Origin of the sequence: Nocardia sp. NPDC005998 (genome assembly GCF_040614395.1) — a bacterium.
Taxonomy (GTDB): domain Bacteria; phylum Actinomycetota; class Actinomycetes; order Mycobacteriales; family Mycobacteriaceae; genus Nocardia.
In genome coordinates this window covers 85,919-111,494 of record NZ_JBEXUI010000030.1, presented here as the reverse complement: position 1 = coordinate 111,494, position 25,576 = coordinate 85,919, and the positions used below count along the sequence as shown (strand labels likewise).

The 25,576-nt window shown below is 65.4% G+C and carries 28 protein-coding genes; 14 read left to right on the top strand and 14 right to left on the bottom strand.

Going from position 1 to position 25,576, the window contains the following annotated elements:
* Together ABZ293_RS30990 and ABZ293_RS30985 are read right to left on the bottom strand one after the other, a co-directional pair.
* Nucleotides 1-285, bottom strand: a 285-nt coding sequence (locus ABZ293_RS30990; RefSeq protein ID WP_355186422.1) for a hypothetical protein, incomplete at its 3' end; no start/stop codon positions are given.
* A 150-nt stretch (nucleotides 286-435) separates the two neighbouring features.
* Complete coding sequence (locus ABZ293_RS30985) at nucleotides 436-996, bottom strand: AAA family ATPase (protein WP_355186421.1); 561 nt, start codon at nucleotides 994-996, stop codon at nucleotides 436-438.
* A gap of 140 nt (nucleotides 997-1,136) precedes the next feature.
* Between ABZ293_RS30985 and ABZ293_RS30980 the strand changes: the two genes are divergently transcribed.
* Nucleotides 1,137-1,748: a MerR family transcriptional regulator gene (locus ABZ293_RS30980; protein WP_355186419.1), complete on the top strand. Its 612-nt coding sequence runs from the start codon at nucleotides 1,137-1,139 to the stop codon at nucleotides 1,746-1,748.
* A 44-nt stretch (nucleotides 1,749-1,792) separates the two neighbouring features.
* Here the strand turns inward: ABZ293_RS30980 and ABZ293_RS30975 are convergent, their stop codons facing one another.
* Together ABZ293_RS30975 and ABZ293_RS30970 are read right to left on the bottom strand one after the other, a co-directional pair.
* Nucleotides 1,793-2,596 carry an aldose 1-epimerase gene (locus tag ABZ293_RS30975; protein WP_355186417.1) on the bottom strand — a complete coding sequence of 268 codons (804 nt, stop codon included), beginning with the start codon at nucleotides 2,594-2,596 and terminating at the stop codon, nucleotides 1,793-1,795.
* A 284-nt stretch (nucleotides 2,597-2,880) separates the two neighbouring features.
* Nucleotides 2,881-3,606: a TetR/AcrR family transcriptional regulator gene (locus ABZ293_RS30970; RefSeq protein WP_355186415.1), complete on the bottom strand. Its 726-nt coding sequence runs from the start codon at nucleotides 3,604-3,606 to the stop codon at nucleotides 2,881-2,883.
* A 95-nt stretch (nucleotides 3,607-3,701) separates the two neighbouring features.
* Between ABZ293_RS30970 and ABZ293_RS30965 the strand changes: the two genes are divergently transcribed.
* Nucleotides 3,702-4,826, top strand: a complete 1,125-nt coding sequence (locus tag ABZ293_RS30965; protein WP_355186413.1) for an FAD-dependent monooxygenase — start codon at nucleotides 3,702-3,704, stop codon at nucleotides 4,824-4,826.
* Nucleotides 4,827-5,187: 361 nt separating this feature from the next.
* Here the strand turns inward: ABZ293_RS30965 and ABZ293_RS30960 are convergent, their stop codons facing one another.
* The gene (locus ABZ293_RS30960; protein WP_355186411.1) at nucleotides 5,188-6,177 is read right to left on the bottom strand and encodes a YafY family protein; all 990 of its coding nucleotides are present in this window, start codon (nucleotides 6,175-6,177) and stop codon (nucleotides 5,188-5,190) included.
* Nucleotides 6,178-6,240: 63 nt separating this feature from the next.
* Between ABZ293_RS30960 and ABZ293_RS30955 the strand changes: the two genes are divergently transcribed.
* From ABZ293_RS30955 to ABZ293_RS30945, 3 genes are all read left to right on the top strand, one after another.
* Nucleotides 6,241-7,383, top strand: coding sequence for an epoxide hydrolase family protein (locus tag ABZ293_RS30955; protein WP_355186409.1), 1,143 nt, complete (start codon nucleotides 6,241-6,243; stop codon nucleotides 7,381-7,383).
* Nucleotides 7,384-7,934: 551 nt separating this feature from the next.
* Nucleotides 7,935-8,444 carry a GtrA family protein gene (locus ABZ293_RS30950; protein WP_355186408.1) on the top strand — a complete coding sequence of 170 codons (510 nt, stop codon included), beginning with the start codon at nucleotides 7,935-7,937 and terminating at the stop codon, nucleotides 8,442-8,444.
* Between the two features lie 56 nt (nucleotides 8,445-8,500).
* Nucleotides 8,501-9,430, top strand: coding sequence for an LLM class flavin-dependent oxidoreductase (locus ABZ293_RS30945; RefSeq protein WP_355186406.1), 930 nt, complete (start codon nucleotides 8,501-8,503; stop codon nucleotides 9,428-9,430).
* Here the strand turns inward: ABZ293_RS30945 and ABZ293_RS30940 are convergent.
* Complete coding sequence (locus tag ABZ293_RS30940; protein ID WP_355186428.1) at nucleotides 9,422-9,823, bottom strand: VOC family protein; 402 nt, start codon at nucleotides 9,821-9,823, stop codon at nucleotides 9,422-9,424. The two genes, ABZ293_RS30945 and ABZ293_RS30940, sit on opposite strands and share 9 nt — an antisense overlap.
* Nucleotides 9,824-9,825: 2 nt before the next feature.
* Entirely contained in the window at nucleotides 9,826-10,113 is a 288-nt protein-coding gene (locus ABZ293_RS30935; protein ID WP_355186404.1) for a metalloregulator ArsR/SmtB family transcription factor, read from the bottom strand.
* A 102-nt stretch (nucleotides 10,114-10,215) separates the two neighbouring features.
* Here ABZ293_RS30935 and ABZ293_RS30930 point away from each other — a divergent pair, with 102 nt between their 5' ends.
* The 3 genes from ABZ293_RS30930 to ABZ293_RS30920 all read left to right on the top strand — a co-directional run bounded on the left by ABZ293_RS30930 (nucleotide 10,216) and on the right by ABZ293_RS30920 (nucleotide 12,770).
* Entirely contained in the window at nucleotides 10,216-10,902 is a 687-nt protein-coding gene (locus ABZ293_RS30930) for a hypothetical protein (RefSeq protein WP_355186402.1), read from the top strand.
* Nucleotides 10,903-11,082: 180 nt separating this feature from the next.
* Nucleotides 11,083-12,324: a methyltransferase domain-containing protein gene (locus tag ABZ293_RS30925; RefSeq protein ID WP_355186400.1), complete on the top strand. Its 1,242-nt coding sequence runs from the start codon at nucleotides 11,083-11,085 to the stop codon at nucleotides 12,322-12,324.
* A gap of 119 nt (nucleotides 12,325-12,443) precedes the next feature.
* Nucleotides 12,444-12,770, top strand: coding sequence for a thioesterase family protein (locus ABZ293_RS30920; protein WP_355186398.1), 327 nt, complete (start codon nucleotides 12,444-12,446; stop codon nucleotides 12,768-12,770).
* 18 nt (nucleotides 12,771-12,788) lie between these two features.
* Here ABZ293_RS30920 and ABZ293_RS30915 read toward each other — a convergent pair whose 3' ends face one another.
* The 3 genes from ABZ293_RS30915 to ABZ293_RS30905 form a co-directional block, all read right to left on the bottom strand.
* Nucleotides 12,789-13,274, bottom strand: a complete 486-nt coding sequence (locus ABZ293_RS30915) for a carboxymuconolactone decarboxylase family protein (protein WP_354959931.1) — start codon at nucleotides 13,272-13,274, stop codon at nucleotides 12,789-12,791.
* A complete protein-coding gene (locus ABZ293_RS30910) occupies nucleotides 13,271-14,350 on the bottom strand; it encodes a dihydrodipicolinate reductase (RefSeq protein ID WP_355186396.1) in 1,080 nt (359 codons plus the stop codon). The genes ABZ293_RS30915 and ABZ293_RS30910 overlap by 4 nt, the downstream gene beginning before the upstream one ends.
* Nucleotides 14,351-14,427: 77 nt before the next feature.
* Nucleotides 14,428-14,856: a MarR family transcriptional regulator gene (locus tag ABZ293_RS30905; RefSeq protein WP_355186394.1), complete on the bottom strand. Its 429-nt coding sequence runs from the start codon at nucleotides 14,854-14,856 to the stop codon at nucleotides 14,428-14,430.
* Nucleotides 14,857-14,928: 72 nt separating this feature from the next.
* On the opposite strand from ABZ293_RS30905, the gene ABZ293_RS30900 reads away from it, so the two are divergent.
* From ABZ293_RS30900 to ABZ293_RS30875, 6 genes are all read left to right on the top strand, one after another.
* Nucleotides 14,929-15,966 carry a hypothetical protein gene (locus ABZ293_RS30900; protein WP_355186392.1) on the top strand — a complete coding sequence of 346 codons (1,038 nt, stop codon included), beginning with the start codon at nucleotides 14,929-14,931 and terminating at the stop codon, nucleotides 15,964-15,966.
* A gap of 524 nt (nucleotides 15,967-16,490) precedes the next feature.
* Nucleotides 16,491-17,012, top strand: a complete 522-nt coding sequence (locus tag ABZ293_RS30895; RefSeq protein WP_355186390.1) for a hemerythrin domain-containing protein — start codon at nucleotides 16,491-16,493, stop codon at nucleotides 17,010-17,012.
* 91 nt (nucleotides 17,013-17,103) lie between these two features.
* Nucleotides 17,104-18,396 (top strand): hypothetical protein, encoded by a 1,293-nt coding sequence (locus tag ABZ293_RS30890; protein WP_355186388.1) that lies wholly within the window; start codon nucleotides 17,104-17,106, stop codon nucleotides 18,394-18,396.
* 124 nt (nucleotides 18,397-18,520) lie between these two features.
* A complete protein-coding gene (locus ABZ293_RS30885) occupies nucleotides 18,521-20,779 on the top strand; it encodes a serine/threonine-protein kinase (RefSeq protein ID WP_355186386.1) in 2,259 nt (752 codons plus the stop codon).
* Between the two features lie 23 nt (nucleotides 20,780-20,802).
* Nucleotides 20,803-21,024: a hypothetical protein gene (locus tag ABZ293_RS30880; protein WP_355186384.1), complete on the top strand. Its 222-nt coding sequence runs from the start codon at nucleotides 20,803-20,805 to the stop codon at nucleotides 21,022-21,024.
* On the top strand, nucleotides 21,024-22,283 hold the full coding sequence (locus tag ABZ293_RS30875; protein ID WP_355186382.1) for a hypothetical protein: 1,260 nt from the start codon (nucleotides 21,024-21,026) through the stop codon (nucleotides 22,281-22,283). The genes ABZ293_RS30880 and ABZ293_RS30875 overlap by 1 nt, the downstream gene beginning before the upstream one ends.
* A 123-nt stretch (nucleotides 22,284-22,406) precedes the next feature.
* Here ABZ293_RS30875 and thpD read toward each other — a convergent pair whose 3' ends face one another.
* From thpD to ectA, 4 genes are read right to left on the bottom strand one after another with little or no spacing between them, the layout of a single operon-like run.
* Nucleotides 22,407-23,282, bottom strand: a complete 876-nt coding sequence (gene thpD, locus ABZ293_RS30870) for an ectoine hydroxylase (RefSeq protein WP_355186380.1) — start codon at nucleotides 23,280-23,282, stop codon at nucleotides 22,407-22,409.
* Nucleotides 23,283-23,290: 8 nt separating this feature from the next.
* A complete protein-coding gene (locus ABZ293_RS30865; protein WP_355186379.1) occupies nucleotides 23,291-23,689 on the bottom strand; it encodes an ectoine synthase in 399 nt (132 codons plus the stop codon).
* 1 nt (nucleotide 23,690) lies between these two features.
* Nucleotides 23,691-24,959: a diaminobutyrate--2-oxoglutarate transaminase gene (ectB, locus tag ABZ293_RS30860; protein WP_355186378.1), complete on the bottom strand. Its 1,269-nt coding sequence runs from the start codon at nucleotides 24,957-24,959 to the stop codon at nucleotides 23,691-23,693.
* The gene (gene ectA, locus ABZ293_RS30855) at nucleotides 24,956-25,540 is read right to left on the bottom strand and encodes a diaminobutyrate acetyltransferase (RefSeq protein WP_355186376.1); all 585 of its coding nucleotides are present in this window, start codon (nucleotides 25,538-25,540) and stop codon (nucleotides 24,956-24,958) included. The genes ectB and ectA overlap by 4 nt, the downstream gene beginning before the upstream one ends.
* Nucleotides 25,541-25,576 lie beyond the last annotated feature (36 nt).

Sequence of the window (25,576 nt, the reverse complement as noted above, 5' to 3'; positions counted from 1 at the left end):
CCCCGCCCGGAGTTCGGACTCCCTGCCCGCCCCCCTTGGGTGGGGGGGGGGTGGGGTCCTGCGCAGGACGCCACCCGGCGACGGGGCCGCGGTCAGCTCTCGATGCGGGCTGTAGAACAGCGCCCGCTCCGCCGCTACCGACAGCCTTTCGAGCATCGGGCGGTATCGGTCGGCGTTCAAGATGCCCTCGACAACCACCACCAACCCACGCGAAAGGCGCAGTCCCGCAATATCTTCGATCAACTGGATATTGAACGCACCAGCCTCGTCCGACTCTCGCACCATGTCCCGCCGAACCACATCCTGTGCCACCACCGCGCAGGTTCCACGGTCGAACCTGCGTTGCGACGCGGCGGCTTCCCTGAAGCGGAGTTACCGCGAATCACGACGACAGTACGCAACGCAGTTCCTCTCGATCGAGTGGGTTCTAACCGACTATTGTTGATGGTCGGGTAGGAATGCCGCCGGATGAGTTGCGGCAGCGGTGATTTCGATTTGCTCGGCCAAGCCGAGAATATCCGCGGCCCGCGTCGTGTCGACGCGGATTACCGGGCTCAGTTCCAGCGGTCGACCGTGCTCGGCCCAGGTATCCCAATCATGAACCAGGCGCTGTCGGTCATTGTGCACGGCGGCCCGCTCCCGCTGCTCGTATCTGGCGCGCGCCGTTTCCGCGGAAGCGTCACACCAGATCTCGATCGTGCGGTCGGCGCCGACTCGGTGCATACCCGCTTTCGCGAACCCGAGGTCGCGCGGTCTGAACCACCATGAGTCGATCACCACCGAATGCGGTATCGCCGCGGCCATCGCCCAGACCGCTTCCATCGCAATCGCGCCGAGTGACGGCAGGTGCTGGGGACCGGAAATGCATTCCGCTAAGTCTTCTTTCACCACATCCTTGGACAGCATCTGCGCATTCAGCTCGCGGGCGAGCGGCGGTGCCAAAGTTGACTTACCTGAGCCGGGTAGGCCGTTGACCAGCACAAGAAGTTTGTCCATCGCACCCCGCAGTTTCAAAGGTTGGCTTGGCCAAGGGGTCCTGAGACCCACATACCCGGGTCGGGCGGTGTCACCGAAACGATACTTGAAACCGACGTTGCGTCAGGTTTTAGCGTGGGTGGGGCACGTCGAGAGGAGGCATGTTGGTCGAGCGGGTGTGGCGGGTTGGGGAGGTGGCTCGGGAAAGTGGGGTGACGGTGCGGGCGCTGCATCATTACGACCGGCTCGGGCTATTGGTGCCGTCATCGCGGACGTCGGGTGGGCACCGGTGCTACACCCAGGCCGATGTTGAGCGGCTGTACCGCATTGTGGCGTTGCGGGGCTTCGGGTTTGCGCTCGAGGATATCGCGGCGCTGCTCCACGCCGAGCCGACCCTGGACCCGCGCGAGCTCATCCGGCAGCAGCTGATGGTGGTCGATGAACGCATCGCACGCGCGGCCACATTGCGTGAACGCCTGCTCGGTGTGCTGGACGGCCTCGATCACGCGGTCGAGCCGTCGACATCGGAGTTCCTGCGATTGGTAGAGGAGACAATTTCCATGAATCAGCCACTGACCCCTGAGGAATTCGCCCGGCTGACACGGCAGCGCGAAGAGTACGCACAGCAGTTGAGCGCGGAAGAATTAGCGGCAATGGCGCAACGGCGCGAGGCCGCCTTCGCGGCGATGAGCCCGGCCGAACGTGAGCGCATGCATGCCCAACGTGCACGAATGATCCCGCCCGGTGTCGGGATCGCTGGCGCAGGCGACTGACCCACAGCCTCCTGGACGAGGGATTGCGGCGCGTAATCCCTCGTCTAGGTGAGGGGCCGCCAGGTCCAGGTGGTGGAGAGTTCGAGGGGCTTGGTGGGGGTTACCGGGTCGGGGTGGGTATTCAGGCCGTTGGGTGGGCCGGATTGGGGTTCTACGCAGACAGCTTCGGGTTGTTGGTCGAAGATGACCACCCAGTGCGCGGGGCTGGTGATCGTCAGCTCCAGGGCATGGGGCCAGGTCAGGGTGACGGTGGTGCCGGTGGGCATGGCGAAACAGTCGTCCCAGGGCCCGGGTTGCGGGGGGATTCGGCGGCCATCGGGAAGGTAGTCGGGGCCGCGTTCTTCTTGCCAGGCGGGAGTGAAGTCGAGCTGAATGTCATTGCCGGAGCCGAGGTTTCGTAAAAACCAGGGGTGCCAGCCGACTTGGGCCGGGAAGGTGTCGGCGGTTGCTTCGACGCGCATGGTCAGGGTGACCGAGTCCGGGGCGAGTTCGATCAGCTGGGTGACTCGGCCGGGGTAGGGCCATGGGTCGGTGAGGTCGTAGCTCAGTGTGGCGCAGGTTTCGCTGGCGCCGAGTACGTGCCAGGCCGTGTCGCGACCGGTGCCGTGGATGGCGTGCGGGGCGGCGTTGATCGGCATTTGATGGACTGTGCCGCCATTTCGGAACTGGCCCAGTCCCATTCGTCCGCACCAGGGAACCATGGGGAACGCGCCGTAGTGGGGACCCTGCCGCAGCAGCTCCAGGCCGCTGATCCGCAGACTGGTCAGGCGTCCGCCGTCCTGCGGATGAATCGTCAAGTCCGCGTTTCCAGCGGCCAACACGACCGTGGAATTGCCGGTATCGGCCATGTGCACTCCCCTTTCGGCAATGAACTGATCCGGTTGCACACACTGCCACGGCGGCGGCCTGCACGCGCGGTGTGCGCGCGGGAGAAAACTCAGCTGATCCAGTACCGGCGTACCAATGTGCCATCGGCCCCCGGCGCGATCGACTCGAGCGTCCCGTCGCAGGATTCGATAATGCGCAGAGGCGGCGTTGGTGTCGTCGCAGGTGGGGTGTGACCGGAATGCCAACGGCTGGGCCACTTCCCTTGTGATCTTCTCGCCACCATGCGGCCATCGCACGCCGCCGGTCAACCGGATGCGGGCCGCAGATTGTTCATGAGCAGGCCGAGGGCGAACTCAAAGCGGTCGTGTCCGGTACCGGAGATCAGCTCGGCGGCATGGCGTCGAGTCAGCGGGAATTTCTCGGCCGGCAGTGCGGTGAAGCGGTCCAACAACTCCTCATGGGTGAGCACCCATTCCTGATCCTGGTGCCGGCGCCGTTGCTGGACCAGCGACTGCTCTAGTGCATAGGCGCTGACGTAGAGGGACAGCGCGTCGCGGGCCGATCCGGCCACCCTCGGTTCGATGCCGCCCGCGAGCAGGATCGCCAGGATTCCTTCGCCGACCCGCAGCGTTTCCAGGTTGGTCGGCACCATGGCCAGCGCGGCGCGCGAGACTCCAGGGTATTTCAGGTACTGGTCGCGGATCTGCGTGTACACCCCGAGCAGTTGCTCGCGCCAGGCAGCCGGGTCCGGTTCGGGGAGCACGACCGCGGCGTAGAGCCTGCCGATCAGCAGTTCGTCGATGTCGTCCTTGTTGACGATGTGCGCGTACAGCGACGACGGACCGGTGCCGAGCACGGCGGCGACCCGGCGGATGGTCAGCGCGTCGTACCCCTCGGTGGCGACGACTTCCAGGGCGGCGTCGGTGATCCGTTCGACGGTGATCGGCTTCTTGCGTGGTGCCGACGCGGCGGCCTCCGCTGCGGGTTGGGCGTGGCGAGCTGCGCGGCGTTGGCGGGGATCGGCGGACATACCGGCCACTATAGCTTGACACGATCTAAGTTCGTTGAGTAGAACTTAGATCGTCATAACGAACTAAGTTCGTATCGATTGTCCGGAGGTGTGTGATGCGAGTTTCCGTTGTCGGAGCCGGTCTGGGAGGTCTGGCTCTCGCGCAGGGTCTGCGCGGTGCCGGGATCGAGGCCGATGTGTTCGAGCGCGACCCGGGGGTCGTCGCACGGTTCCAGGGCTACCGGCTCGTGCTGAACCCGATCGGTTTCCAGGCGGTGCGCGACTGCCTGCCGACGCCCTGGCACCCGCTGCTGGATGAGATCGTCATGGACGCCTCCGCCGAGCAGCTGATCCTGGACCCGCAGCTGAACGAGATCGGCAAGCTCGGCGCGAGCCGGACCGGCATCGTGGTCGACCGGCAGGTGCTGCGACACCTGTTGCTGACCGGCCTCACCGTGCACACCGATGCCGCGCTGACCGGCTACGACGTGCTGGCCGACGGCAATGTCCAAGCCCAGTTCGCCCGCCGCGACCCGGCCACCGCCGACCTGCTCGTCGGCGCGGACGGCGTCACCTCCGCGGTCCGCGGGGTGTTGTCGCCGCAGACCACCCCGACCGACACCGGCGTCCGGTTCGTCATCGGCCGCACCCCGCTGACCGACGAGTTCGCCAGCCTGTCCAGGGCCTACGGCTCGAAGATCACGGGCGGCGGCGTCAGCCTGCTGCTCGGCGCGATGCGCTTCCGTACCCCGCCGAAGCAGGCCGCCGAGCAACTGGCCCCCGAAGTCACGCTGCCCGACATCGGCGACTACGTGCGCTGGGCCATGATCCTGCCGCCGAACGGCTCGCTGGAGGACCTGACCGCGCAGGACGCCGTGCTGTCCAGGATGGAAGGTTGGCACCCGGAGCTGCGCGCGCTGATCGAGCAGGCCGACCCGGACAACAGCACGCTGCTGTCCATTCGGGTGGTCAAGCCCGGTGAGCGCTGGGTGTCCGGCCCGGTCACGCTGCTCGGCGACGCGATCCACGCCACCTCCCCGACCGGCGGCAACGGCGCGAACACCGCGCTGCGCGATGCCGACTTGCTGCGCCGCTGCCTGATCGAGGCCAACGAAGGCCGCCAGGATCTGTTCAGCGCGGTCGACGACTACGAGCGGCAGATGTTCGAGTACGGCGCCGAGGCCGTGCGCAGCAGTCTCGAGAAGCTGCCCGCCTTCGCCCCCGAAGCGAAACTGTCCTGATGCCGAAATTCACCTTGTGCGACCGACCAGACCCCGCCCGGTCGTGGACACACCGATCCCCGGCCAGTTGACGACGCGGTCGACTACTGGAGACCCGACTCCGACATTCCTCGGCCAGGCCAACACCTCCGCCAACGTCATCACGGCCAAGACCGGACACAAGACCGCGGTGGTCGGTGCAGCGTTACGTCAAACCCGGCCTGGCAGCCGTGCACCACGCCACAGAGACAGTGTCCAGCCCACGCCGACGCGGCAGACCAGCCGCTACTGAGGACCGCGGCCCGTTTCTGGCGTATTCCGGTCCCACCCCTTGTGATCGGGTCACAGATCGTTTTCGGCCCACGCTTCGTCGGGGTGCGGATCATGATGGGCGGTCAGCCGAACCGGGTGCGTCGTCGCGGGGCGTGATGGCCGCGGTGACGCGGTGCGCCAGCGCGCGTAGGTGGTCGATGAGTTCGGGTGGTTCGTGCACGTGAAATCCGAAGCCGAAAAGTCCGGTGTAGACGGCTATTTCGTCGAGTGAGTTCGAGCCGGTGTGCAGCAGGCAGTGCCCATCGTCGATCGCCTCGATGACACCGACGGTCGGCGGGATGCGGTCCGCCGCGACGGCGGCCGATACGTCGAGGGTGATGCGTGCCTGGTAGCGGTAGGCGGCGGTGCTGACCCCACGGGACACCCAGCCGGTCAGGTCGACCTCGGGTGCCTCGCGCGGGGTGAACCGTGGCCCGTTGGGGATGCGCGGGCGGAGGCGGTCGACACGGTAGGTGCGCCAATTCTTCTTCTCGACGTCCCAGCCGACCAGATACCAGTGCCGCCCGGTGTGTACGAGCCGATGTGGTTCCGCCGCCCGCTGGATCTCGGAACCGTCGTGGGTGCGGTAGTCGAAGCGGAGCTGTTCGTGGTCGCGGATCGCGGCCGCGATCGTGGTGAGGATGTCCGCGTCCACGGACGGCGTGCCTGCCGGCATGATGACGGTCGCCGCCTGGAGCGCCGAGACTCGGTGACGCAACCGAGTCGGGAGGATCTGCTCCAGCTTCGCGAGCGCCCGCAGCGAACTCTCCTCGATGCCGAGGATCGTCCCGCCCGCCGCGGTGCGCAACCCGACCACGACGGCGACCGCCTCCTCATCGTTCAAGAGCAGCGGGGGCAGCTTGGTTCCCGCGCCCAGGCGATATCCGGCCGCTCCGGCGACCGCGTGCACGGGGTAGCCGAGATTACGCAGCTTGTCGATGTCGCGGCGGATGGTTCGCGCATCGACATCGAGGCGTTCGGCCAGGTCGGCGCCGGTCCAGACACGGGGTGTCTGCAGGAGGGACAGGAGTTCGAGGAGGCGAGCCGAAGTTTCCAACACACTTCGCATTCTTCCTCAGAGCTAGGACGGTAGTTGTCCTAGCCGCCTCGTAAAGTCATTCTCATGAGCGCAGAGATCACTCCCTTCCGAATCGACGTCCCCCAAATCCAGCTCGACGATCTGCATCGACGACTGGAGCAGACCCGCTGGCCGGACGGGGTCACCGGAGTCGGCTGGGCGCAGGGCATTCCGCTCGACTACACCCAGGAGCTGGCGCGGTACTGGCGCACCACCTACGACTGGCGGGCGCAGGAGGCGCGACTCAACGCGTTCCCCCAGTTCCGCACCGAGATCGACGGTCACGATGTGCATTTCATCCATGTCCGGTCCGCGGTGCCCGGCGCCATGCCGCTGATCCTCACCCACGGATGGCCGGGATCGATCGTGGAATTCCTCGACGTGATCGGCCCGTTGACCGATCCGGTCGCGCACGGCGGCCGGGCCGAGGACGCGTTCGATGTCGTCGTGCCGACGATCCCCGGATTCGGATTCTCCGGGCCCGCGGTCGGCTGGTCGACGAGCCGGGCCGCGCGGGCCTGGGCCGAACTTATGCAGCGGCTCGGCTATGACCGCTACGCCGCACACGGGGAAGACACCGGCGCGGCCATCTCACGCGAACTGGCGGTGATCGATCCCGAGCACGTCGTGGCGCTGCACGTGACGATGATCGCCTCGGCCACCGTCACTCCCGAAACGGCCGACTTCGACAATCCTGCCGAGAAGCGAGCACTGCAGCTGGCTCAGCGCGCACAGTACGAACTCGGCGCGTATGCGATGTTGCAGGCCACTCGCCCGCAGACGCTGTCCTATGCGCTCACCGATTCCCCGGTAGGTCAGCTGGCATGGATCGTCGAACGATTCAAGGACTGGACCGACTCGACCGACGCGCCCGAGGACGCCGTCGATCGTGACGCGATGCTGACCAACGTCATGATCTATTGGCTCAACGGCACCGCGGGCTCGTCGGCGCGCTACTACTACGAGGGCGCCGCGACGTGGGGGAAGCCCGAACCGGAGACCGATGTGCCGGTCGCTGTGGCGGTGTTGCCGCACGACCTCGGCATCCCTGTCCGCCGCATCGCCGAGCGGAACCACAACATCGTGCGGTGGACGGAATTCGATCGAGGCGGTCACTTCGCGGCGATGGAGGAACCGGACCTCATCGTCGACGACCTGCGTGCCACCTTCCGCGAATACCGTAAATAGGCACGGAATCTCGCGCTTGATCCGTGGCAGCGGATCGAATCACAGGAGTTCAGGACCTCGAGTAGCCGAGGGCTGACTGCCAACAAGAACCCGCGACCAATGCCGGCGCGCGCCTCGACTGGACCCACGATCATTCCTGGTCTCCAGTGGAGGCGCGCACCGCGTTACTCGTCATCGTGCGTGTCCGGATCCCGAGTGGCCGGTGCCGGCCACCGAGGTCGGGCAGGTGGAAGCTGTAATGGCCCTCCAGGCGCACATGCTTTCGCATGAACACCGACAGCTGGGCGGCGTCGGCGGACCGGATAGTCCTGAGCGCGCAACTGGTTCAGGTACACCGAATTCCGCAACACGACGCAGTTCAGGATCAGCCCAAGCGCTGAGAGCTGGTCCTCCATGTCATCGAGGTAGGCACGGGTGATCTCGCCAGACCGGCTGCGAGGCGCCCGAGGTACGTCGACCCAACGGTGCCCGAGCGCGCATGCTGGAGTGATACCGTCCGACCCGTCGGTTGAGAACGCGAGGTGGTGCATGTGCTGGATATAGTGCGGGGCGTGTCCTTCGTCCAGCCAGCTCTCGACCGCATTCCGGAGCCGTATCGGACCTATCTGATCGAGCGCCGCGAACTGCTGAAGTTCGCGGTGGTCGGCGGGATCACCTGGTTCATCGACACCGGCATCGTGTACGCGCTCAAACTGACCGTCCTCGGCGAAAAACCACTCACGGCGCGTGTTCTCGGTGTGCTGATCGCCACCATCGTGTCCTATGTGCTCAATCGGGAATGGTCGTTCCGAACCAGGGGTGGCCGGGAACGACATCATGAGGCGGCCCTGTTCTTTGCCATCAGCGCGCTCGGTATCGGTGTCACCCTATTGCCACAGGCGGTGGCGCTGTATGTACTCGATATCCGGGTGCCGGATGTCAGCCCGGTCACGCAGGCGGTGTCGAACTTCATTACCGGCCAGATCCTCGGCGTCTTGCTCGCCATGGCATTCCGATACTGGGCGTTCCGCCGGTACGCCTTCCCCGACGATCTCGTCCAATCCGAGCTGGAACCACGGTAGGCCGCTTACCTCCGGGGTAATTGACCCCGAACCGGGACGGTCCGAAGATCGCCGGTATGACTCGGATCGGTGTTCTTCTGCCCAGCCGCGAAACCGCCATGACCGGCGACCACGACGCTGCCGGACTTGTCCGCTTCGCCCAAGCCGCTGAGCATGCCGGGTTCGACTCGGTGTGGATCGGTGATTCCCCATTGGCCCGCACGCGGGTCGATCCACTGCCGCTGCTGGCCGCGGTCGCCGCGACCACCTCGCGGGTACGGCTCGGCACCGCCGCGTTGACCGCGACATTGCGTCATCCGCTGCTCGGCGCGCACACCGCCGCCACGGTCGACCAAATCAGCAACGGCCGATTGATCCTCGGCCTCGGCGCCGGGTTCCCGGTACCCGAGAGCCAGGACGAATTCGCCGCCGTCGGTGTTCCGTTCACCACGCGCGTGGGCCGACTCGACGAGACGGTCGCCATCTGGCGGCGGAGTTGGTCCGGCGCAAACGATTTCGACGGCCGCTACTGGCAACTCGATGATCTGTCCCGCGCGCTGCCCGCCGCGAGCCCGGCCGGTCCCCCGCTCTGGCTGGCGGGCAGCGACACACCGCGGGTACTGGAACGGGTGGCCCGGCACTACGACGGCTGGCTGCCGTTCCTGCCGGATTCGGATGCCTATGCCCGCGCGTGGACCACGATCCGCGAAAAGGCCACCCGCACAATTACTCCCGGCCTCTACGCCACGATCAATATCAACCCGGACGCCGCTGCCGCGCGTGCCGAACTCGACGGCTACGTGCGCCAGTACTACCGTCGATCCTTGGACGAAATGTCGATGATCCAAGCCTATTTCGGCGGCTCGGCCGAGGAATGTGTGCAGTGGCTCGGCCGATACCTCGACGCCGGTGCGTCGCATCTGGTGCTGCGCATCGGTTCACTCGACGCCCGTCGCCAACTGGATCTGCTCGCCGACGCGCTGCTCCCGGCCCGCCAATCAGCTTGAACCTCGAGCCTTGTGCTGGGCGATCTGAATCAGATTGCCGCATGTGTCATCGAGTACCGCGGTGATCACCGGTCCGTGATCGAGCGGCTCCTGGGTGAACCGGACGCCGAGCCCGAGCAACCGCTCGTACTCGGCGTGCAGATCGTCCACTGCGAACGATGTATACGGAATCCCGTCCTCGACCAGCGCCGTCTTGAACGGCCCAGCCGCCGGATGCGCATCGGGCTCCAAGAGCAATTCGACGCCGTCGGGGTCCTGCGGTGAGGTGACGGTCAGCCAGCGCGCCTCGCCGAGCGGAATCTCGGTCTTCTTCACGAAGCCGAGGACCTCGGTGTAGAAGCGCAATGCCTTGTCCTGATCGTCGACCAGGACGCTGGTGACATTGATGCGGATCATTATTCCTCCTGAAGCCAGCGGTGCGTGAGTCGCCGCAGTGGTTCTCGATTCAGATGGTGGAACTTGTACCGGCCGTCGCGGCGGGTGGTCACCAGACCGGCGGCCGCGAGCACATCCAGATGCTGCGAGACCGCCTGCCTGCTCGAGGTGAGCTGATGGCCCATGGTGAGCCGGGTACAGAGTTCGAATAGCGTCTGGCCGTCGCGATCGGCCAGCTCGTCGAGGATCGCGCGGCGTGTGGGATCGGCCAGTGCCTTGAATACATCGCCAGCCGGGCCGGTATTCACGCTCCTCACTATAGGCAAGCATCTACTTGCCTATCAATCCTCGGGCCGCAAACCGTGCGGTATCCAGGGCGAATGGGGCAGCGGCCGAGCTAAATTGGGTGGATGAGTTATGAGTTCGTGGTGCTACCGGCAGGCGCGGCGGCATCGCCGGGGGACGTACTTCCCTACTTTCGGTCGCGGCGCGGGCAGCCCGCGGACGACCATCTCTATCAGACCGTCATCGCCGGACTGCACGGGTGGAACAGCCGAATTCCGGCCGCCGCACGGCATGCCCGAGTGCGAATCGAGGCGGCAGGCGATGCCGTGCGCGTGACCGCAGCCGATAGCGTGGACCGCCGAAGAACGCGTGGCTCCGCGAAGGATTATGCGGAGCCACGCATTCGCGAGCTCATCGAAGCGCTCATTACGGGTTTCGCCTACGAAATCTACGATGCGCGAGCCAACACCTTGACCAGCCCCGAAATCCGCCGCTTCGCTCTGGTGGATATCGGCGGTGAGCGCAAGTATTCCTCGCTCACCCAACGCGACATCTTCGACTGGGTCCGCCAGCTCCATCTGCTCGCCGCCACCCCATCCCTGATCGCCGAAAAGCGAAATGGCACAAAGAGTTTCATCCAGACCTACCGCAACTCCCCCACCGACTACACCGTCGAACTCCACCACCCCGTCCGCGACCAACGCCTCGGCGCCACACTGACCGACGGCGCAACCGTCGCCCAGCTCATCTGGGACTGGGCCAGTGACGAATGGAGCCGCCTGGACCAAGTCCCGTGGGAGCCGCTGGACTGAGGCTCGGCCCAAAAGGTCAGCGCCACTCCATGATTCGCGCTGCGGCCGCGCTGCGATGTGCGTCCTCTTCGGTCGGGTCCTCGGCGATGCCTCGAATTCGTTTCGCCTATCACCGGAATCCCGCCGATCGGTCGGAGCGATTTTCCGAAACTACATTAGCGCTAATGTATATTCTTGGGCATGCAGGTACTTCCGTCGCCGGGGCTCGGTGAGCTTCTTCGGTATGTCGGCGAGCTGGTCGATCGAGGTGCGGAGGAGGTGTACGCCTCGCTTGGCATGTCGTACCGCCCTCGGTACACCCCGGTGTTGCGGGCGATGAACGACGGTGCTTCAACCGTCACCGACATCACCAACCGGACGCACGTCACGCAGAGCGCAATCAGCCAGACCGTGGGGTTGATGGTGGCGGATGAGCTGCTCGAACGAGAGCGACTTCCCGATGGCCGCATGAGCGGCCTGCGCCTGACCGATAAGGGGCGCGGTCTCGTCGAGCAGCTCGAGCCGCATTGGGAGGTCACGTTCGTGGCGGTCGTGGACTTGGAAAGGGAGATCGGATTCCCGATCCGGCGAGTTCTCGGAGACACTGCCAGCGCATTGCAGCGCACAGGGTTCGCGGACCGGATCCGAGCGGCTCAGCAACACAAGCAGCAGCGCCCTGTGTTGCTCGCACAGGGCGCAACGCAGGGCAAGAACTGGTTCGATCGCGAGGGGCGGGCCTACGCGCGCTTCCGTCCGGAGTACCCGGATCGTCTCGCGATGTTCCTCGCATCACTGGCGCCGGCCGCGGACCTCGCGGTCGATGTCGGATGCGGAACCGGGCAACTGACCTGCCAGCTCGCCCCCTACTTCTACGCCACGATCGGTCTCGATCCGAGCGCCGAGCAAATCGAGCATGCTCAACCGCAGAAGCGAGTCCGTTACGTCCGGGCACCTGCCGAGAAGCTGGCTGTCCCGGATCGCAGTGCTGCTCTGATCACCGCCGCCCAGGCGGTGCACTGGTTCGACCGGCCCGCGTTCTATTCCGAGGTCCGCCGGATCGCCGTCGAAAGCGCGGTGCTCGCATTGATCAGCTACGGGGTAATGCAACTCGAACCCGACCTGGCCGACCGGTTCGACCGCTTCTACCGCGACGAGATCGGCCCGTACTGGCCACCGGAACGCAAGCTCGTCGACAGCGGCTACGCGGACCTCGACTTCCCGTTCGAGGAATACCCGGCACCGCCGATGCGCATCACGAAGGACTGGAACCTCAACGAGGTGCTCGGTTACCTGTCGACCTGGTCAGCGGTCCGACGAGTCAATGACGCGGGCAAGCCTGAGGTCCTACACGCCTTCGCAGCGGATCTGACCGCCCTGTGGGGTGATCCCACGAAGCCGCGACAGGTCACCTGGCCCGTCAACATGAGAATCGGAATCGTATGAACACACTCGATGAACAACACCCGACCCTTCGCCTTGGCCTGTCACACCGCGAGCACATGGTCGTCGGTGCGCAACACACCGTTCCCCGTGTGGAACCGTCGTGGCCCGGGTTCGTCGACATGCCACCTGTTTTCGCCACCGCGATGATGATCGGATTCGTCGAACAGACCTGCATCACCGCACTCCGGCCATATCTGTCCGACAAGCAAAGAACGGTCGGCACACACGTGGACGTCAGCCATGTCGCCGCAACGCCGGAAGGCATGACAGTGACCGCCGATATCACCCTGACCGACATCGACGGCCGAACCCTTCAATTCGACGTGACCTGCCACGACGAATCCGGCCTTATCTGTTCGGGAACTCACCGCCGAGCAATCGTCGACATCGACGCGTTCATCAATCGCGTCGTCGGCAAGAAGGGCCAGCCACGCACCAGCGCCTGAATTTATCTGCGGAACAGCCTATGACGAATGTCCGGGCAACACGCAGACCGCGTCCAGGCCGAGCACGTGGTTGAGTCGCCCGAAGGCCAGCCATGATCCGATGCTCATGCTCAGCTCGACGATTTCGGTCTGGCTGTAATGTGCCCGCATCCGGTCCCAGAACTCTTCGTCCAGATTGTGGTGATCGGTGGCGTAGCGTTCGGCGTATTCGGCGGCCAGCCGGGTGCGGTCGTCGAACAATTCTGTTGTGCGCCAATTGGTCACCGCGTCCGCGAACTCCGGCTCCACCTTCTGACCGTCGCGCTCGGTGCGCCAATCCAGGCAGAAAATGCACCCGTTGACCTGGGCGATCTTCAGTCGTGCCGCCTCGAATTCACGCAGTCCGAGGGTCGAATGCGAGTACACCGACAGGGAGAAGTTCGAGGCCGCCAGGCCGATGCCGGGCACCATCTCGCCCCAGACATAGCCGATCGGATCCTTGCCCTCGGGAATGTCGATGATCATGGGTGCTTCCTTCCGAGCTTGCCGACTGCTGGACGCAGTGGGACATCGAGTGCGTCATAGAGTCCGGGTTCGGCGTCCACGAGCCAGTCGATGGCGTTCACCAGCCGGCCGACCGCGGTGGCATTGCCACCCGCGGAACGGTTTCCGTCCTCGTCGGCGGCCTCGATGGTGATCTCGATGCGCGGATGACCCTCGATGATCACGCGGTGCGCACCCTCGCCGTCGGGTGGCATCGGCCAGTCGGGAGCGCAGGACGGGTGGATCCGGGTGACGTGCTCGATGACGATCCGAGGCTCACCCTCGACGATCCCCTGCACCTCGAATCGCAACGCGCCCTGGGTACCCGCTTCGAAATCACCCATCCGCTCGGTGCTGACGGTGGCGTCGAGCGCGCGTCGGTCCAGGGTTTCCCGAATCTCGTCCAGTTCGACGCCGAGCGCCCGGGCCATCAACCGAATCTGCCCGCCCCACACCATGGTTGGGACGCTCGGCGCCACCATCGGCGGCAGGTAGTCCATCGGCTGCCCCATGCCGACCAGGTAGCGGACCGAATCGGGCTGGTCGTAGGTGGTGTAGTCGAAGATTTCCTGGCAGCGGATCACCTCGACGGTGCTGCCCAGTCCGCTCATCAGCAGCGGCAGCACGTCATTGCCCCATCCGGGATCGACGCCGGAGACGAATAGGGACCCGCCGCCCCGCGCGACCGCGGCCAGCACCGGATCGCGCACCTCGGATGGCGCACTGGACGGATCGTAGAGCGCATACAGCGCGGGGGTGACGACCACCGCTCCGGTTTCGATGGCTCGGATGATGTCGGCGAGTGCGTCATCCGGGCGGATATCGCCCGAGGCCGCATACACCACCGCCCGAGGTCCGGCGGCGAGGGCCGACTCGATATCGGCGGCCGCCGTGACGCCGAGGTCGTAGTCGAGCCCCGCGAGCGGGCCCGCGTCGCGGCCGACCTTATCGGGATTGTGGACGAGCACGCCCGTGAGTTCCAGCGCCGGGTGCGCGTCGACGGCGCGGATGGCCGCACGGCCGACATTGCCGGTGCCCCAGACGATCGTGGGGATCATCAAGTCAGCGTAGCAAGCGCTTGGTTCGGTGACAGGGATTAGCGCAATTACGTGGTGCGGCTACGGAATTCGCGCGGTCACCGCCCAGTGTTGTAGCGAACCAGATAGTCGGCGAACCGGCGGATATCGGCGTCCTCCCATGCCGTCAAGCGTTCGGCGAACTCGCGATGTCGACGCCGCTCGGCCGCGCCCGCGACCCGTCGTCCCTCCGTCGTCGGCCGCAGAATGTGGTTGCGGCGGTTCTCCGGATCGACCTCCCGGGTCAGATATCCCAGCCGCTCCAAGGCGCCGACCTGTCGGCTGACCGTGGATTTATCGAGGACGAAATGGTCGGCGACATCGGCCGCCTGACAGCCGTCGCGCTCGATCACCAGGTCCAGAATGCTGAACGCGACCAGCGATAGCTCCGGATGCAGCTCCGAGGCGCGGCCACGGGCGCGCCGGGCGAATGCGGTCAGTTCGCGCTGGATGGTGTGGATCGCCGCGGTGCGCGGTCCCGGAGTCATAGTTGCATGATACATCAGTTGTATGTTACAACAATAACAGTTGTATTTACCAACTATTAGGAGTTGACCTTCATGCGTTCGCACCAGCTACGGCATGTCGCCGGACATCTGCTGACCCCACTGCTGATGTGCCTCGGCATGGCCCTGGCCTACCTGGGTGCGTTCCATCAGCCAGAGCCCAACCATCTGAAGGTGGCGGTGGTCGGCACATCCGCGCGGGACATGGTGCTCGCACAGACCATGAAGGACAAGGCGGGCGACGCGCTCGAGGTGATCACGCTACCCACCCGCGATGACGCCACGGCGCAACTGCGCGACCGCACCCTCTCCGGTGCCTACGTTTCCGATGCACAGCATCCGGAACTGCTTGTCGCCAAGGCCAATTCCGACACCACGGCCATGGCTGTCGAGTTGGTGTTCCGGCAGGTCGCGGGTGTGCAGGGCGTGCCGATGACGGTCACCGATATCGCCCCTACCGCCAGTGGCGATCCCACCGGACAGGGTCTGTTCTTCCTGCTCGTCGCGCTGAGTATCGGCTCCTACGGCAGCGTCGCCGCGATCGGCGCAGCCGGTGCCGGACTGTCTATGCGGGTGCGTGCGGCGGTCGGGCTGGCCACCTCACTTGCCGTCAGCATTATCGGAATCGCGGTGGCCGGACCCGCATTCCACATCGTCGACCACGACTACGCGGCGATCTGGGCGATGGGCTGGCTGTACTCGGCGGGCATCATCGCCGTCGGCATCGGACTGCACACCTTCCTGAAGCGTTGGACCACGCTCGCGTTGATGGTGCTGTTCGTCATGCTCAACTTCACGACCTCCGGTGGGATCTACCGTCCCGAACTGCAGAATGGTTTCTTCGGCTCGCTACATGCGTTCTGGAACGGCGCGGGTTTCGTGGAAGGGGCGCGCAGCTTGTTGTACTTCGATGGTGGTGCGGGTTTCGCGAGTCGAATCGCCAGTCTGTTCGTGTGGTTGGCGGTCGGCGCGGTGCTGCTGGTGGTGGCCGCCGGATACGAACGCCGCAACTCCCCCGCTCCGGCCGCCCCCGAGCATGCGCAGCGATGGATGGAGGCCGAAGAGGAGATGGAAGAGGCAGTAGGCGTCTGACGCATCGGTTGGTCGACTCGGCCCATGGATTCCGTCCGATCCGTGGGCCGAATTCCCTACGCTGCCTCGGGTTCCCGGCCCACGCTGGTCTCGATGGTGGCATGAGCCCCGGCGTGCAACCATGATTCGCGGTCGTGTCACATCGCGGCCTGGCATCGGGTAGGATCCTCGACATCGCCGCTCTGGCACTCGATTCCGCAGAACCTGATTTATATGTAACCGTGAGTTACAGGCATTGCGCCACATCGGATCGGGCACGAGCCGCAACTCCGCATGGCGCGCAACATCTTCCAAGCCGCACCCGGGTTGATCGACGCACTTTGCAGGTGCAAGATCATGGATGTGTCGCGTGGCGGCGCCGGGTGGACGGCGATCGGCATGGAGGCACCGTGATCGAGGAGTCCGCCGTGCGTCCACATTCACGCTCTCACTGAGGTCGAGCCGGGCATCGAAGTCCGACGCATCCCCACCATTGTCTGCGGAGCCGCACGGCCCGTGCGACTTCCTCGATCGAGAGACGATCCATGACAGCAACTCATCTCGACGCGAACCGGGCGCGCGCCCTCGGACAGGAACTCGTGGCGATCCACCACTGGCTCCGCACCGAACTCACCCGAATCCGAGCGGATGTCAGCGCCTATGCAGCGGGTTCCGATCTGCGGCCGACGCAACTTCGCGCCCACTGCACTGCATTCTGCGCCGCGCTGACCCGACACCACACCTGCGAAGACACCGCAGGCTTCCCGGCGCTTGCTGGGCAGTTTCCGGAGCTCGCGCCGATACTGGCGGAACTGCGTGCGGACCACCAACTGGTCGCCGATATCCTGCGCAGGCTGACCGAACTGCTCGACTCGATCGGGCCGGATAATTCCGCTACCGTACGGCGCGAACTCGACGGCCTGGCCGCCATCCTGGAATCGCATTTCCAATGGGAGGAACGCAGACTCGTGCAGGCTTTCGACGAACTCGAAATGGGCACCAGAACAGGCGAGGAACTACTCGGCGCCGAGGTTCGGCGGGGCCGTGTGCGGTCCTCTCGGGATTGAGCCGCCGACCAGATAGGAGACGAGTACGGTATTACCGGACGGACCGCGTAGACAGGGGCGAGGAAGCATCGGTGGAAAGTCGGGGCGCGATATGAATCAGCCGTACTCGCACTGGTATGCCCAGAATTCGCCGGAGCACCTACCGCTGGCCGCCCGCTACCGCTCCGCCGATCCGATCACCTGGAACGGCAGTCTGATCTACCCCATGTACACCGAGCAGGTCGGGCCCGCGCCGATCCTGGTCACCATGACCCTGCTGTCCGCCGCACCGCCCGCGGGGCTACGCGGGCACGGAATCGGACTATCGGTGATAGATGGGCATATCGGCATCGATGGCAGACGCCTCGCCGGTGTCGACGTGTGGAGCGATGCCCTCGCCGCGGGCGTGAGTTTCGAAGTGATCCCGACCGATCCGGGCGCCCTGTTCTCCCTTACGCCCGTCTGGGTGGACGCCTACGGCGCGCAGAAATCCTGGAGCGGCAACTACGGCATCCTCATCGAACAGCCCCCGACCGGCCGACTCATTCTCTGGTGCAGCGTCGGCGAGGGCCCGCCCAACTTCGCCAATCTCGTAATCGAACTAGACACCTCGAGCCTCCCCGCCGTCTCGGCCCCAACCCCGCCCTCCTTCGCTTCCAACATTCCGGCGCCGGAGCACACGCGGCCCGTCGAATCCCCCGCCGCACCGTCGCCGCCGCTGACCGCAGCACAGCGAACGGTGGCCATCGAAGCCGAGCAGCCTCGCTTCCCGGAGCCGCAGCCGACACCGCCAGACCTCGAATTGGTGCGGTTCCCGGAGCCACCGCAAACGGCATTCGCCCGGCCCGAGATCCCGGAAGCGGAGCAAACCACACCATTGCAGCCCGCGCTGGCCCGGTTGGCGGAACTGCCGTCAACAGCCCGGCCATCGGAACCGCCAGCACTGGTTACGGACACAATGCCGGCTCAGTCACCGCAGATGCGGGAACCGGCAGCGGTAGATTCCAGCCGCAACCCGGTCGCGGAGCCACCACGACCCGAACCGCAGCAGCAGCGGCCCGCCGGGGATGGAGACCCCGGTTATCGCAGTGCACTCTACGATCTCGGCGTCGCGATGTTCGGGCGCGGTGAGGAGGAGCAGGCCTGCGGGCTGTGGGCACAGGCTGCCGTTGCCGGGCACGCCGGGGCGGCCTATGACCTCGGAGTCGTCTTGCTCCGCCGCGGTGAGCTCGGCAATGCCGAACGCTGGTGGCGCACTGCCGCCGATCGACGCGAATTACGCGCCATGGTCGGGCTTGCGGAACTGCTCGAACGTCAGGGCAATCACGCCGAGGCCAGCGCCTGGCGCGCCTGCGTGGCCGAGGAGCAGAGCGAGAAACCCGGTCAATCGGTCAATTCCGGCTGAGCGCCAGCGGAATTCGATGTGGCCGGTCGTGCTCGGGCGACCGTGATATTGCTACCCCCAGAGCTGACAAATCACTTGCCCGACTCGGGGGTCTTCGGGGTATCGACGGGGCTACGATGCGCAGATGGCGCACTCCGCTCCGCCGGTTCCGGGGGCGACGGTCGCTTCGGACCGCTCGCCGGGTGGTTCTCGCGGTGTCGCCGAGGTAGTCGAGCGGTTCGCCGAGGCCTGGCGGGTGGCCGACGTGCCCCCGGATCTACCCGCCTACCTGCCGGACTCCCCCGCCATCCGCCGGGTGTCGCTGATCGAGCTGATCAAGGTCGACTTGGCGAACCGCTGGATGCGCGGCACCGAACCGAAGCGTCTCGCCGAATACGTCGACGACCTGCCGGAATTGCGGACCTGGCCATTGCCGCCCGATCTCATCTACGAGGAGTTTCATGTCCGCAGGCGCGCGGGCAGTTCGGTAGCCGTCGAGGAATACACCGCGGCCTACCCGGAGCAGGCACAGCAGCTCTCGGAGATGCTGGCCACCGACGACTACCGCAGCACACTGCTGACGAGCGCCGCCGATCCGGTGGATCTCGACGATATCGAGGTCGGCCAGAAGATCGACGATTTCGACCTGATGACCGCTCTGGGCCGTGGCGCATTCGCACGGGTCTTCCTGGCCAGACAGCGTTCGATGCAGCGGCTCGTCGCGGTGAAGATCTCCCTGGACAAGGGTGCCGAACCACAAACCCTGGCCCAGCTCGACCACGACTACATTGTGCGGGTCTTCGACCAGCGGGTTCTGCAGAGCCGTCGACTGCGGCTGCTCTATATGCAATACGTACCGGGCGGCACGCTGTTCACAGTGCTGGAGCGGGTGCGCAATACTCCGGCGGCCGAGCGCAGCGGCGCGCTCCTGCTCGACGTCATCGACTCAGTACTCGCCGATAAGGGCGAGATCCAGCCAAGTGAATCCGCGGTGCGTGCCGAATTGGCCGCACTGTCCTGGCCGGAGACCATCGCCTGGCTCGGGCGCAGACTCGCTCTTGCGCTGGACTACGCCGGACGCTGCGGTGTGCTGCACCGCGATATCAAACCGGCCAATGTGCTGCTGACCGCGGAGGGCATTCCCAAACTCGCCGATTTCAATATCAGCTTCAGCGGTAATGTCTCCGGTGACAGCCCGGTCGCCTACTTCGGCGGTTCCCTGGCCTATATGTCACCGGAGCAGCTGGCCGCCGTGCATCCCGACAAATCGACGACGGCCGCCGACCTGGACACGCGCAGTGACCTCTACGCACTGGCGGTGATGCTGTGGGAACTGCTCACCGGCAGTAAACCTTTCGATGACAAGACGGCGACCGGCGGTGACCGCACCACACTCGACGGCATGCTGGACCGCCGCGCGGGCAGCCCGCAATCGCTGCCGTACCAGGACCTTCCGGCCGACTGTCCGGCCGCGCTGCGCCGCGCGCTGGTCCGCGCCCTCGAACCGGATCGCGAACGGCGGTGGGCACGCGGGGCGGATATGGCCCAGCAGTTCGACGTCAGTCTCGACGCGCGCGCCCGCGATCTGGTCGACCCGCCGCCGCACAGTTGGCGGCTACGCGCCCGACTGCTCATGCATCCCATCATGGCGCTGGCCGTCGCCGTTCCCAACGCATTGGCAATCCTGTACAGCTACAACCACAATCGCACCTTGATCATTGCCAAACTCGATGAGCAGGCACAGCACCGCTTTGATCAGATCGCCGTCATCACCTACGGCATCTGCTTCCTCATCGGGGTCATTGTCACCATCGTGCTGGTGATGAATCTCTGGTCCATCTCACATGGGCTACGCATGGGCAAGTCCTACGACGCACCAACGCTGACCAGAGCCCGCACCGACACACTGCAACTCGGCCGCCGAACTGTGTTGACCTGCTTTGCGTTATGGGTGCTGGCCGGTGTGGTCGTCCCGGTTTCGGTGCAGGTCTCGGGCAACCACCTCACCGCCGGGGCCTATCTGCACTTCTTCATCACCCAGATCGTCTGCGGCGCGATCGCCATGGCCTACCCATATTTCCTGGTCAATTTCTATGCCGTGCGCAGCATCTATCCGATGTTCCTTCCGCACGGTGGACTCGGCGCCGCCGACGACGCACAGCTGCGCCAACTCGACCGCCGCAGCACCTATTTCCTCGCCATCGCTGCCGCGGTACCGCTGCTGGGCGTCGCGGGCGCGACATTCATTCCCGCCATGGACATTCCGGCGGTCATCGTTGCGGTGCGCGTGCTGTGTGTCGGCAGCGCGCTGGCGTTCATCGGCATCTACTGGTTGTTCCGGATGCTCGAACAGGATCTCGCCGCGCTGGAACGCATTGTCGCCGGGCGCATTGTCGCCCGATGACTACCAGGAAACCGGGAGCAAACATGACCGCCAGAGCAGATCTCGAACTCCAACTGGGCGGTCCGGTCGCGGCCCTGGATCAACTCTCCGATGCAGAGACAGCCGAACTGCTGATCATTTTCCGCGCTGCGCGCAAGGCCGAGACGGCCGGGCTCGCCGCGGTCGTCGACAGGTTGGTTGGCGCGCTGCCCTGGCCGCTGCGCACGGCGGCGAAGAAGATCATGTTCGGGAATCGGCTCGGCTGATGAAGTCGGCGTCGCAGAGCGAATCGATGCAGGGTGGGCCCGATATGGTGACCAGGGCACAGCTCATTCTGCTGGCCCGCACGCTCGATGTTCCCGTCGAGCGCCTGGCGCATCTGGAGCGGCTCGGCGCCGAGCAATTGCACGAGCTGCAACAGCGCATGGCACGCGTCATCTTCGACGACCACGCCACGACCTTCAAGCGGATCAGCATGCTGGCGCCGATCATTCCACTGAGCATTTCGCTGCCGCTGGTGCAGCGGATCGTGCCGCCGCTGATGGGCGGACGTGCGGCGGGGGCGGTCGGCATCGCGCATCCCAAGAGGGCGGCGGAAGCCGTCGGGATGGTGGATCCGAAATATGTCGCCGATTGCGCGCCGTATATCGACCCGCACACCGTCGGGAAACTCGCGGAGATCGCCCCGCCCGAACCGATCGTGCGCATCGCCAACGAGCTGCTGCGCCGCCGAGACTATGTTACCGCGGGTCCGTTCCTTGGCTACGCCACCACGCCGCTGATCCGAGCCATCGAGGCAGGAGTGCCGGACGACGCTGGGCTGATCCTCTCGGCGGCCTACGCCTACTCGGCCTCGAATATCAGCGCGATTGTGCGTCAACTGCTGAGCGGACCACTGGACCGGGTACCGCGCATGCTCGAGACGGTTCTCGCCGGATCGACCGATCTGCGACTGGCGGCCGTATCGGTGTTCGCCCGCTGCGATGAGGATGTGCTCGAGGCGCTCGGCGACATCCTGCTCGATATCGGACCGCCCGAAGCCATTACCGACCTGGCCGCCACCGTGATCGAGCACGGCGCGATCAACGACCTGCTCCGCTTTACCGCCTATCTGAGCCCATCTGCCCTGGACACCGTGGCGGCGAACCCGATCACCGCCGATACCGCGGCAATGTCGGCACTGGTCGCGGCACTCGCGGAACAGACCGATCCGATACTTTGGCGCGGCCTGCTCAACCTGGTCGAGCGCACCGAGCTCGACGTCCAACGCCGAATCGGTGCCAGTCTTCTGGAATTGCCCGAATCAACGCTGGCCGCACTACCCGCGATCGCGACCACGGGGCACCTGAGGCCCACCCTGCTGCGCGTCCTCGCCGGGTTCGACACCGATACCCAGGTCCGCTTCGGTGAGATCTGGGCCGAGCTGCCCGCCGACGATCGCGACGATATCGAGCGCGGCGCTCGCGAACTCGGTCTGGCCACCCGCCTCGCGACACTCACGGTCACGATGCATATCTACGGCTGACAATCCACACAACCGAATGCGCACGCGGGCAACCGGTCTCAGGCGAACCGAGCGCGGCAGGCGCGCGCCGTACGCGAGTCGACACCATCGCTGATGCCCGGATGACGTACGGCGCGCGACGAACTACACCGGGGTGAAGTCCCGGCTGGCGATATAGGTCGGGCGCGGCGCCGGGGCAGCGAACGGCTCAACCAAGGTGTTCTCCACGCTATTGAACACCAGGAAGATATTCGAGCGTGGGAACGGGGTGATGTTGTTCGACGAGCCGTGCATGATATTCGAATCGAACAGCAGGGCCGATCCGGCGGGACCGGTGAACTGGGTGATCCCATAGCGGTCCGCGAGCGCCGCGATATCGGCGTGGGTGGGCACGCCGATCTCCTGTTCCTGCAACGACTCCCGATAGTGCTCGGCCGGGGTGCTGCCGATGCACGGCACGAACGTGCGGTGCGAACCGGGCATCACCATCAGACTGCCATTGATCGGGTAATTGTTCGTCAGGGCGATCGATAGACTGACCGCGCGCGGCGCTGGCATACCGTCCTCGGCGTGCCAGGTCTCGAAATCCGAATGCCAGTAGAAGCCGGTGCCGCGGAAGCCGGGCATGTAGTTGACCCGGCTCTGATGGATGTAGACCTCGGAGCCGAGCACCTGCCTGGCCAATCCGGCGACCCGGGATTCGCGAACCAGGTCGGAGATCGCGGCGCTCAGCCGATGAACCTCGAACACCGAGCGCACTCGATTCGAGGACTTCTCCACGATCACCCGGTCATCACCGTGCAGCTCCGGAGCACTTGCGAGACGGTCGATTTCGGCGCTGAACTCGTCCACCTCGGTGGGCGTCAGCAGCTGCTCGACCATGCCGAAACCGTTGGCGTCGAAAGATGCCAGCTCCTCGGAATCGGCCGCACCCCATACGGTCGGATCGGTGCGGTCCTGATGCCGGCCCGGGGTGGCGAGCCGGGTCGGGTAGCGATCGTCGGTGTGCACCAACGTCATTGCGCCTCCTATCCGCCGATCTGGGCCGCGACGAGCGGGTAGACACCGTTACTATCGTGGACCTCCTGCCCGGTGACCGGCGGGTTGAACACACACATCATCCGCATCTCGGTACGCACCTCCAGGCGGTGGCGTTCGTGTCCGTCCAGCAGATACATCGAGCCGGGCGCCAATTCGTAGGTGACGCCGTTGTCCAGATCCGTCAGCGTCCCTTCGCCTTCGATGAGCCAGACCGCCTCTACGTGATGGCGGTAGTGGAACTCGTGCACGGTTCCGGCATCGATGGTGGTCTCGTGGAAGGAGAATCCGACGCCGTCGCCGCCGAGCACGATGCGCTTACTGCGCCAGCCCAGGCCCTCGACATCGCGGTCGGTACCGGTGATCTCCGCGGTGCTGCGCACGATCATCTCAGCGCTCCTGTCCGCAGACGGTGCCGATCGCGCCGGTCAGCACGCGCAGACCGTGCTCGATCTCGTCATCGGTGACGGTCAACGGCGGCAATAGCTTCACCACTTCGTCCAGCGAACCGGAGGTCTCGACCAGCAGCCCGCGCTCGAAGGCGATCTGGCAGACCTTGCCCGCCTGTGAGGGATCGTCGAAGACGATGCCGTGCACCAGTCCGCGACCCCGCGTCGAAATACCGGGGAAGTACTCGGCCACCTGGGTCAGTGCCGCTCCGATGCGCTGCCCCTTCGCCTCGGTCGAGGCCTGCAGCGCACCATCGGACCAGAAGTGCTCCAGCGCGGTCTGTGCAGTGATGAAGGCCGGGTTATTGCCGCGGAAAGTGCCGTTGTGCTCGCCCGGTGCCCACTGGTCGAGATCCGGCTTGAACAGCACCAGCGCCATCGGCAACCCATAGCCGCCGATGGACTTCGACAGCGTCACGATATCGGGGGTGATGCCAGCGACTTCGAAGGAGAAGAACGGCCCGGTCCGGCCGCAGCCCATCTGCACATCGTCGACGATCAGCAGAATGCCACGGGCCGTGCATAATTCGGCCAGATGCCGCAGCCACTCCGGTCGTGCGACATTGACCCCACCCTCACCCTGGACCGTCTCCACGATCACCGCGGCGGGCCGGTCGAAACCGGAGGACGTGTCGTCGAGGACCCGCTCCATCCACTGGAAATCGGCGGTGGTGTTGTCGAAGTAGCCGTCATAGGGCATATGCGCGGCATGCACCAGCGGCACACCAGCGCCCGCCCGCTTGGCGGCATTGCCGGTCACCGACAGCGCGCCGAGCGACATGCCGTGAAAAGCGTTGGTGAAGCTGATGATCGTCTCGCGTCCGGTGACCTTGCGGGCCAACTTCAACGCGGCCTCAACGGCATTGGCGCCGGTCGGTCCGGGGAACTGGACCTTGTAGTCCAGGCCGCGCGGCGCGAAAACGGTGTCGCGCAACGTTTCCAGCAGTCGCCGCTTGGCCACGGTCGACATATCCAGTCCGTGCGTGATCCCGTCACCGGCGATGTACTCCAGCAGCGGCCGCTTGAGCACCGGGTTGTTGTGACCGTAGTTCAACGCCCCCGCACCGGCGAAGAAGTCGAGGTACTCCTTGCCGTCCTCGGCGCGCAGCCAGGTACCCGACGCGGTGGTGAACACCGTCGGCCAGGCCCGGCAATATCCGCGGACATTGGACTCGAGCTCTTCGAAAATGGTCGTCTCGGCGGTAATCAAGGGCGATCCTCCTGCTTTCGGACGGTAGGGGCGATCAGATAGAGGTCCTCGTCAGCGTGGCTGTCCGGGAATAGATCGGAATCGAATAGGGAGCGTTTGGTCATTCGCGCGGCCCGTCGGCGCGCGACCGAACCGAACATCGCGATCGAGGCCGGATTGTCCGGCGCGATCGTCGTCTCCAGTGCGGAAACGCCTGCGGCCGCAACGGTGTCGAGCAGCGTCTCCAGCAGTGCGGCACCAAGGCCGCGTCCCTGCTGTTCGCGCTCGACCGCCACCTGCCACACAAAGACAGTCTCCGGCGCCTGCGGGCGCAGGTAGCCGATCACAAATCCGACGACCCGGCCGCCCACTTCGGCGACTACCGAGGTGCTGGCGAAATCGCGACACCACAGCAGGTATGCGTAACTGGAATTGGTGTCGAGGACCCGCGAATCCTTGGCAATACGCCAGATCTCGGCCGCGTCACCGACTCGTGGTTGGCGCAGTACCGGCTGCGTGTGTGGCGCCGAAATCGGTACGGCCGAAGGGTATTCGGTGACCGATGGATCAATCGTTGCGGTGGACAAGGTGTGCAGTGACATACGTCTCCCTGGTCGGGTCTGCAGTACTCATCCAGG

Bases quoted from the DNA above. Each gene is read 5' to 3' on its own strand.
- ABZ293_RS30985 (WP_355186421.1), bottom strand. From the start codon at position 996: ATGGACAAACTTCTTGTGCTGGTCAACGGCCTACCCGGCTCAGGTAAG.
- ABZ293_RS30980 (WP_355186419.1), top strand. From the start codon at position 1,137: ATGTTGGTCGAGCGGGTGTGGCGGGTTGGGGAGGTGGCTCGGGAAAGT.
- ABZ293_RS30975 (WP_355186417.1), bottom strand. From the start codon at position 2,596: ATGGCCGATACCGGCAATTCCACGGTCGTGTTGGCCGCTGGAAACGCG.
- ABZ293_RS30970 (WP_355186415.1), bottom strand. From the start codon at position 3,606: ATGTCCGCCGATCCCCGCCAACGCCGCGCAGCTCGCCACGCCCAACCC.
- ABZ293_RS30965 (WP_355186413.1), top strand. From the start codon at position 3,702: ATGCGAGTTTCCGTTGTCGGAGCCGGTCTGGGAGGTCTGGCTCTCGCG.
- ABZ293_RS30955 (WP_355186409.1), top strand. From the start codon at position 6,241: ATGAGCGCAGAGATCACTCCCTTCCGAATCGACGTCCCCCAAATCCAG.
- ABZ293_RS30945 (WP_355186406.1), top strand. From the start codon at position 8,501: ATGACTCGGATCGGTGTTCTTCTGCCCAGCCGCGAAACCGCCATGACC.
- ABZ293_RS30930 (WP_355186402.1), top strand. From the start codon at position 10,216: ATGAGTTATGAGTTCGTGGTGCTACCGGCAGGCGCGGCGGCATCGCCG.
- ABZ293_RS30925 (WP_355186400.1), top strand. From the start codon at position 11,083: ATGCAGGTACTTCCGTCGCCGGGGCTCGGTGAGCTTCTTCGGTATGTC.
- ABZ293_RS30920 (WP_355186398.1), top strand. From the start codon at position 12,444: ATGCCACCTGTTTTCGCCACCGCGATGATGATCGGATTCGTCGAACAG.
- ABZ293_RS30915 (WP_354959931.1), bottom strand. From the start codon at position 13,274: ATGATCATCGACATTCCCGAGGGCAAGGATCCGATCGGCTATGTCTGG.
- ABZ293_RS30910 (WP_355186396.1), bottom strand. From the start codon at position 14,350: ATGATCCCCACGATCGTCTGGGGCACCGGCAATGTCGGCCGTGCGGCC.
- ABZ293_RS30905 (WP_355186394.1), bottom strand. From the start codon at position 14,856: ATGACTCCGGGACCGCGCACCGCGGCGATCCACACCATCCAGCGCGAA.
- ABZ293_RS30900 (WP_355186392.1), top strand. From the start codon at position 14,929: ATGCGTTCGCACCAGCTACGGCATGTCGCCGGACATCTGCTGACCCCA.
- ABZ293_RS30895 (WP_355186390.1), top strand. From the start codon at position 16,491: ATGACAGCAACTCATCTCGACGCGAACCGGGCGCGCGCCCTCGGACAG.
- ABZ293_RS30890 (WP_355186388.1), top strand. From the start codon at position 17,104: ATGAATCAGCCGTACTCGCACTGGTATGCCCAGAATTCGCCGGAGCAC.
- ABZ293_RS30885 (WP_355186386.1), top strand. From the start codon at position 18,521: ATGGCGCACTCCGCTCCGCCGGTTCCGGGGGCGACGGTCGCTTCGGAC.
- ABZ293_RS30880 (WP_355186384.1), top strand. From the start codon at position 20,803: ATGACCGCCAGAGCAGATCTCGAACTCCAACTGGGCGGTCCGGTCGCG.
- ABZ293_RS30875 (WP_355186382.1), top strand. From the start codon at position 21,024: ATGAAGTCGGCGTCGCAGAGCGAATCGATGCAGGGTGGGCCCGATATG.
- thpD (WP_355186380.1), bottom strand. From the start codon at position 23,282: ATGACGTTGGTGCACACCGACGATCGCTACCCGACCCGGCTCGCCACC.
- ABZ293_RS30865 (WP_355186379.1), bottom strand. From the start codon at position 23,689: ATGATCGTGCGCAGCACCGCGGAGATCACCGGTACCGACCGCGATGTC.
- ectA (WP_355186376.1), bottom strand. From the start codon at position 25,540: ATGTCACTGCACACCTTGTCCACCGCAACGATTGATCCATCGGTCACC.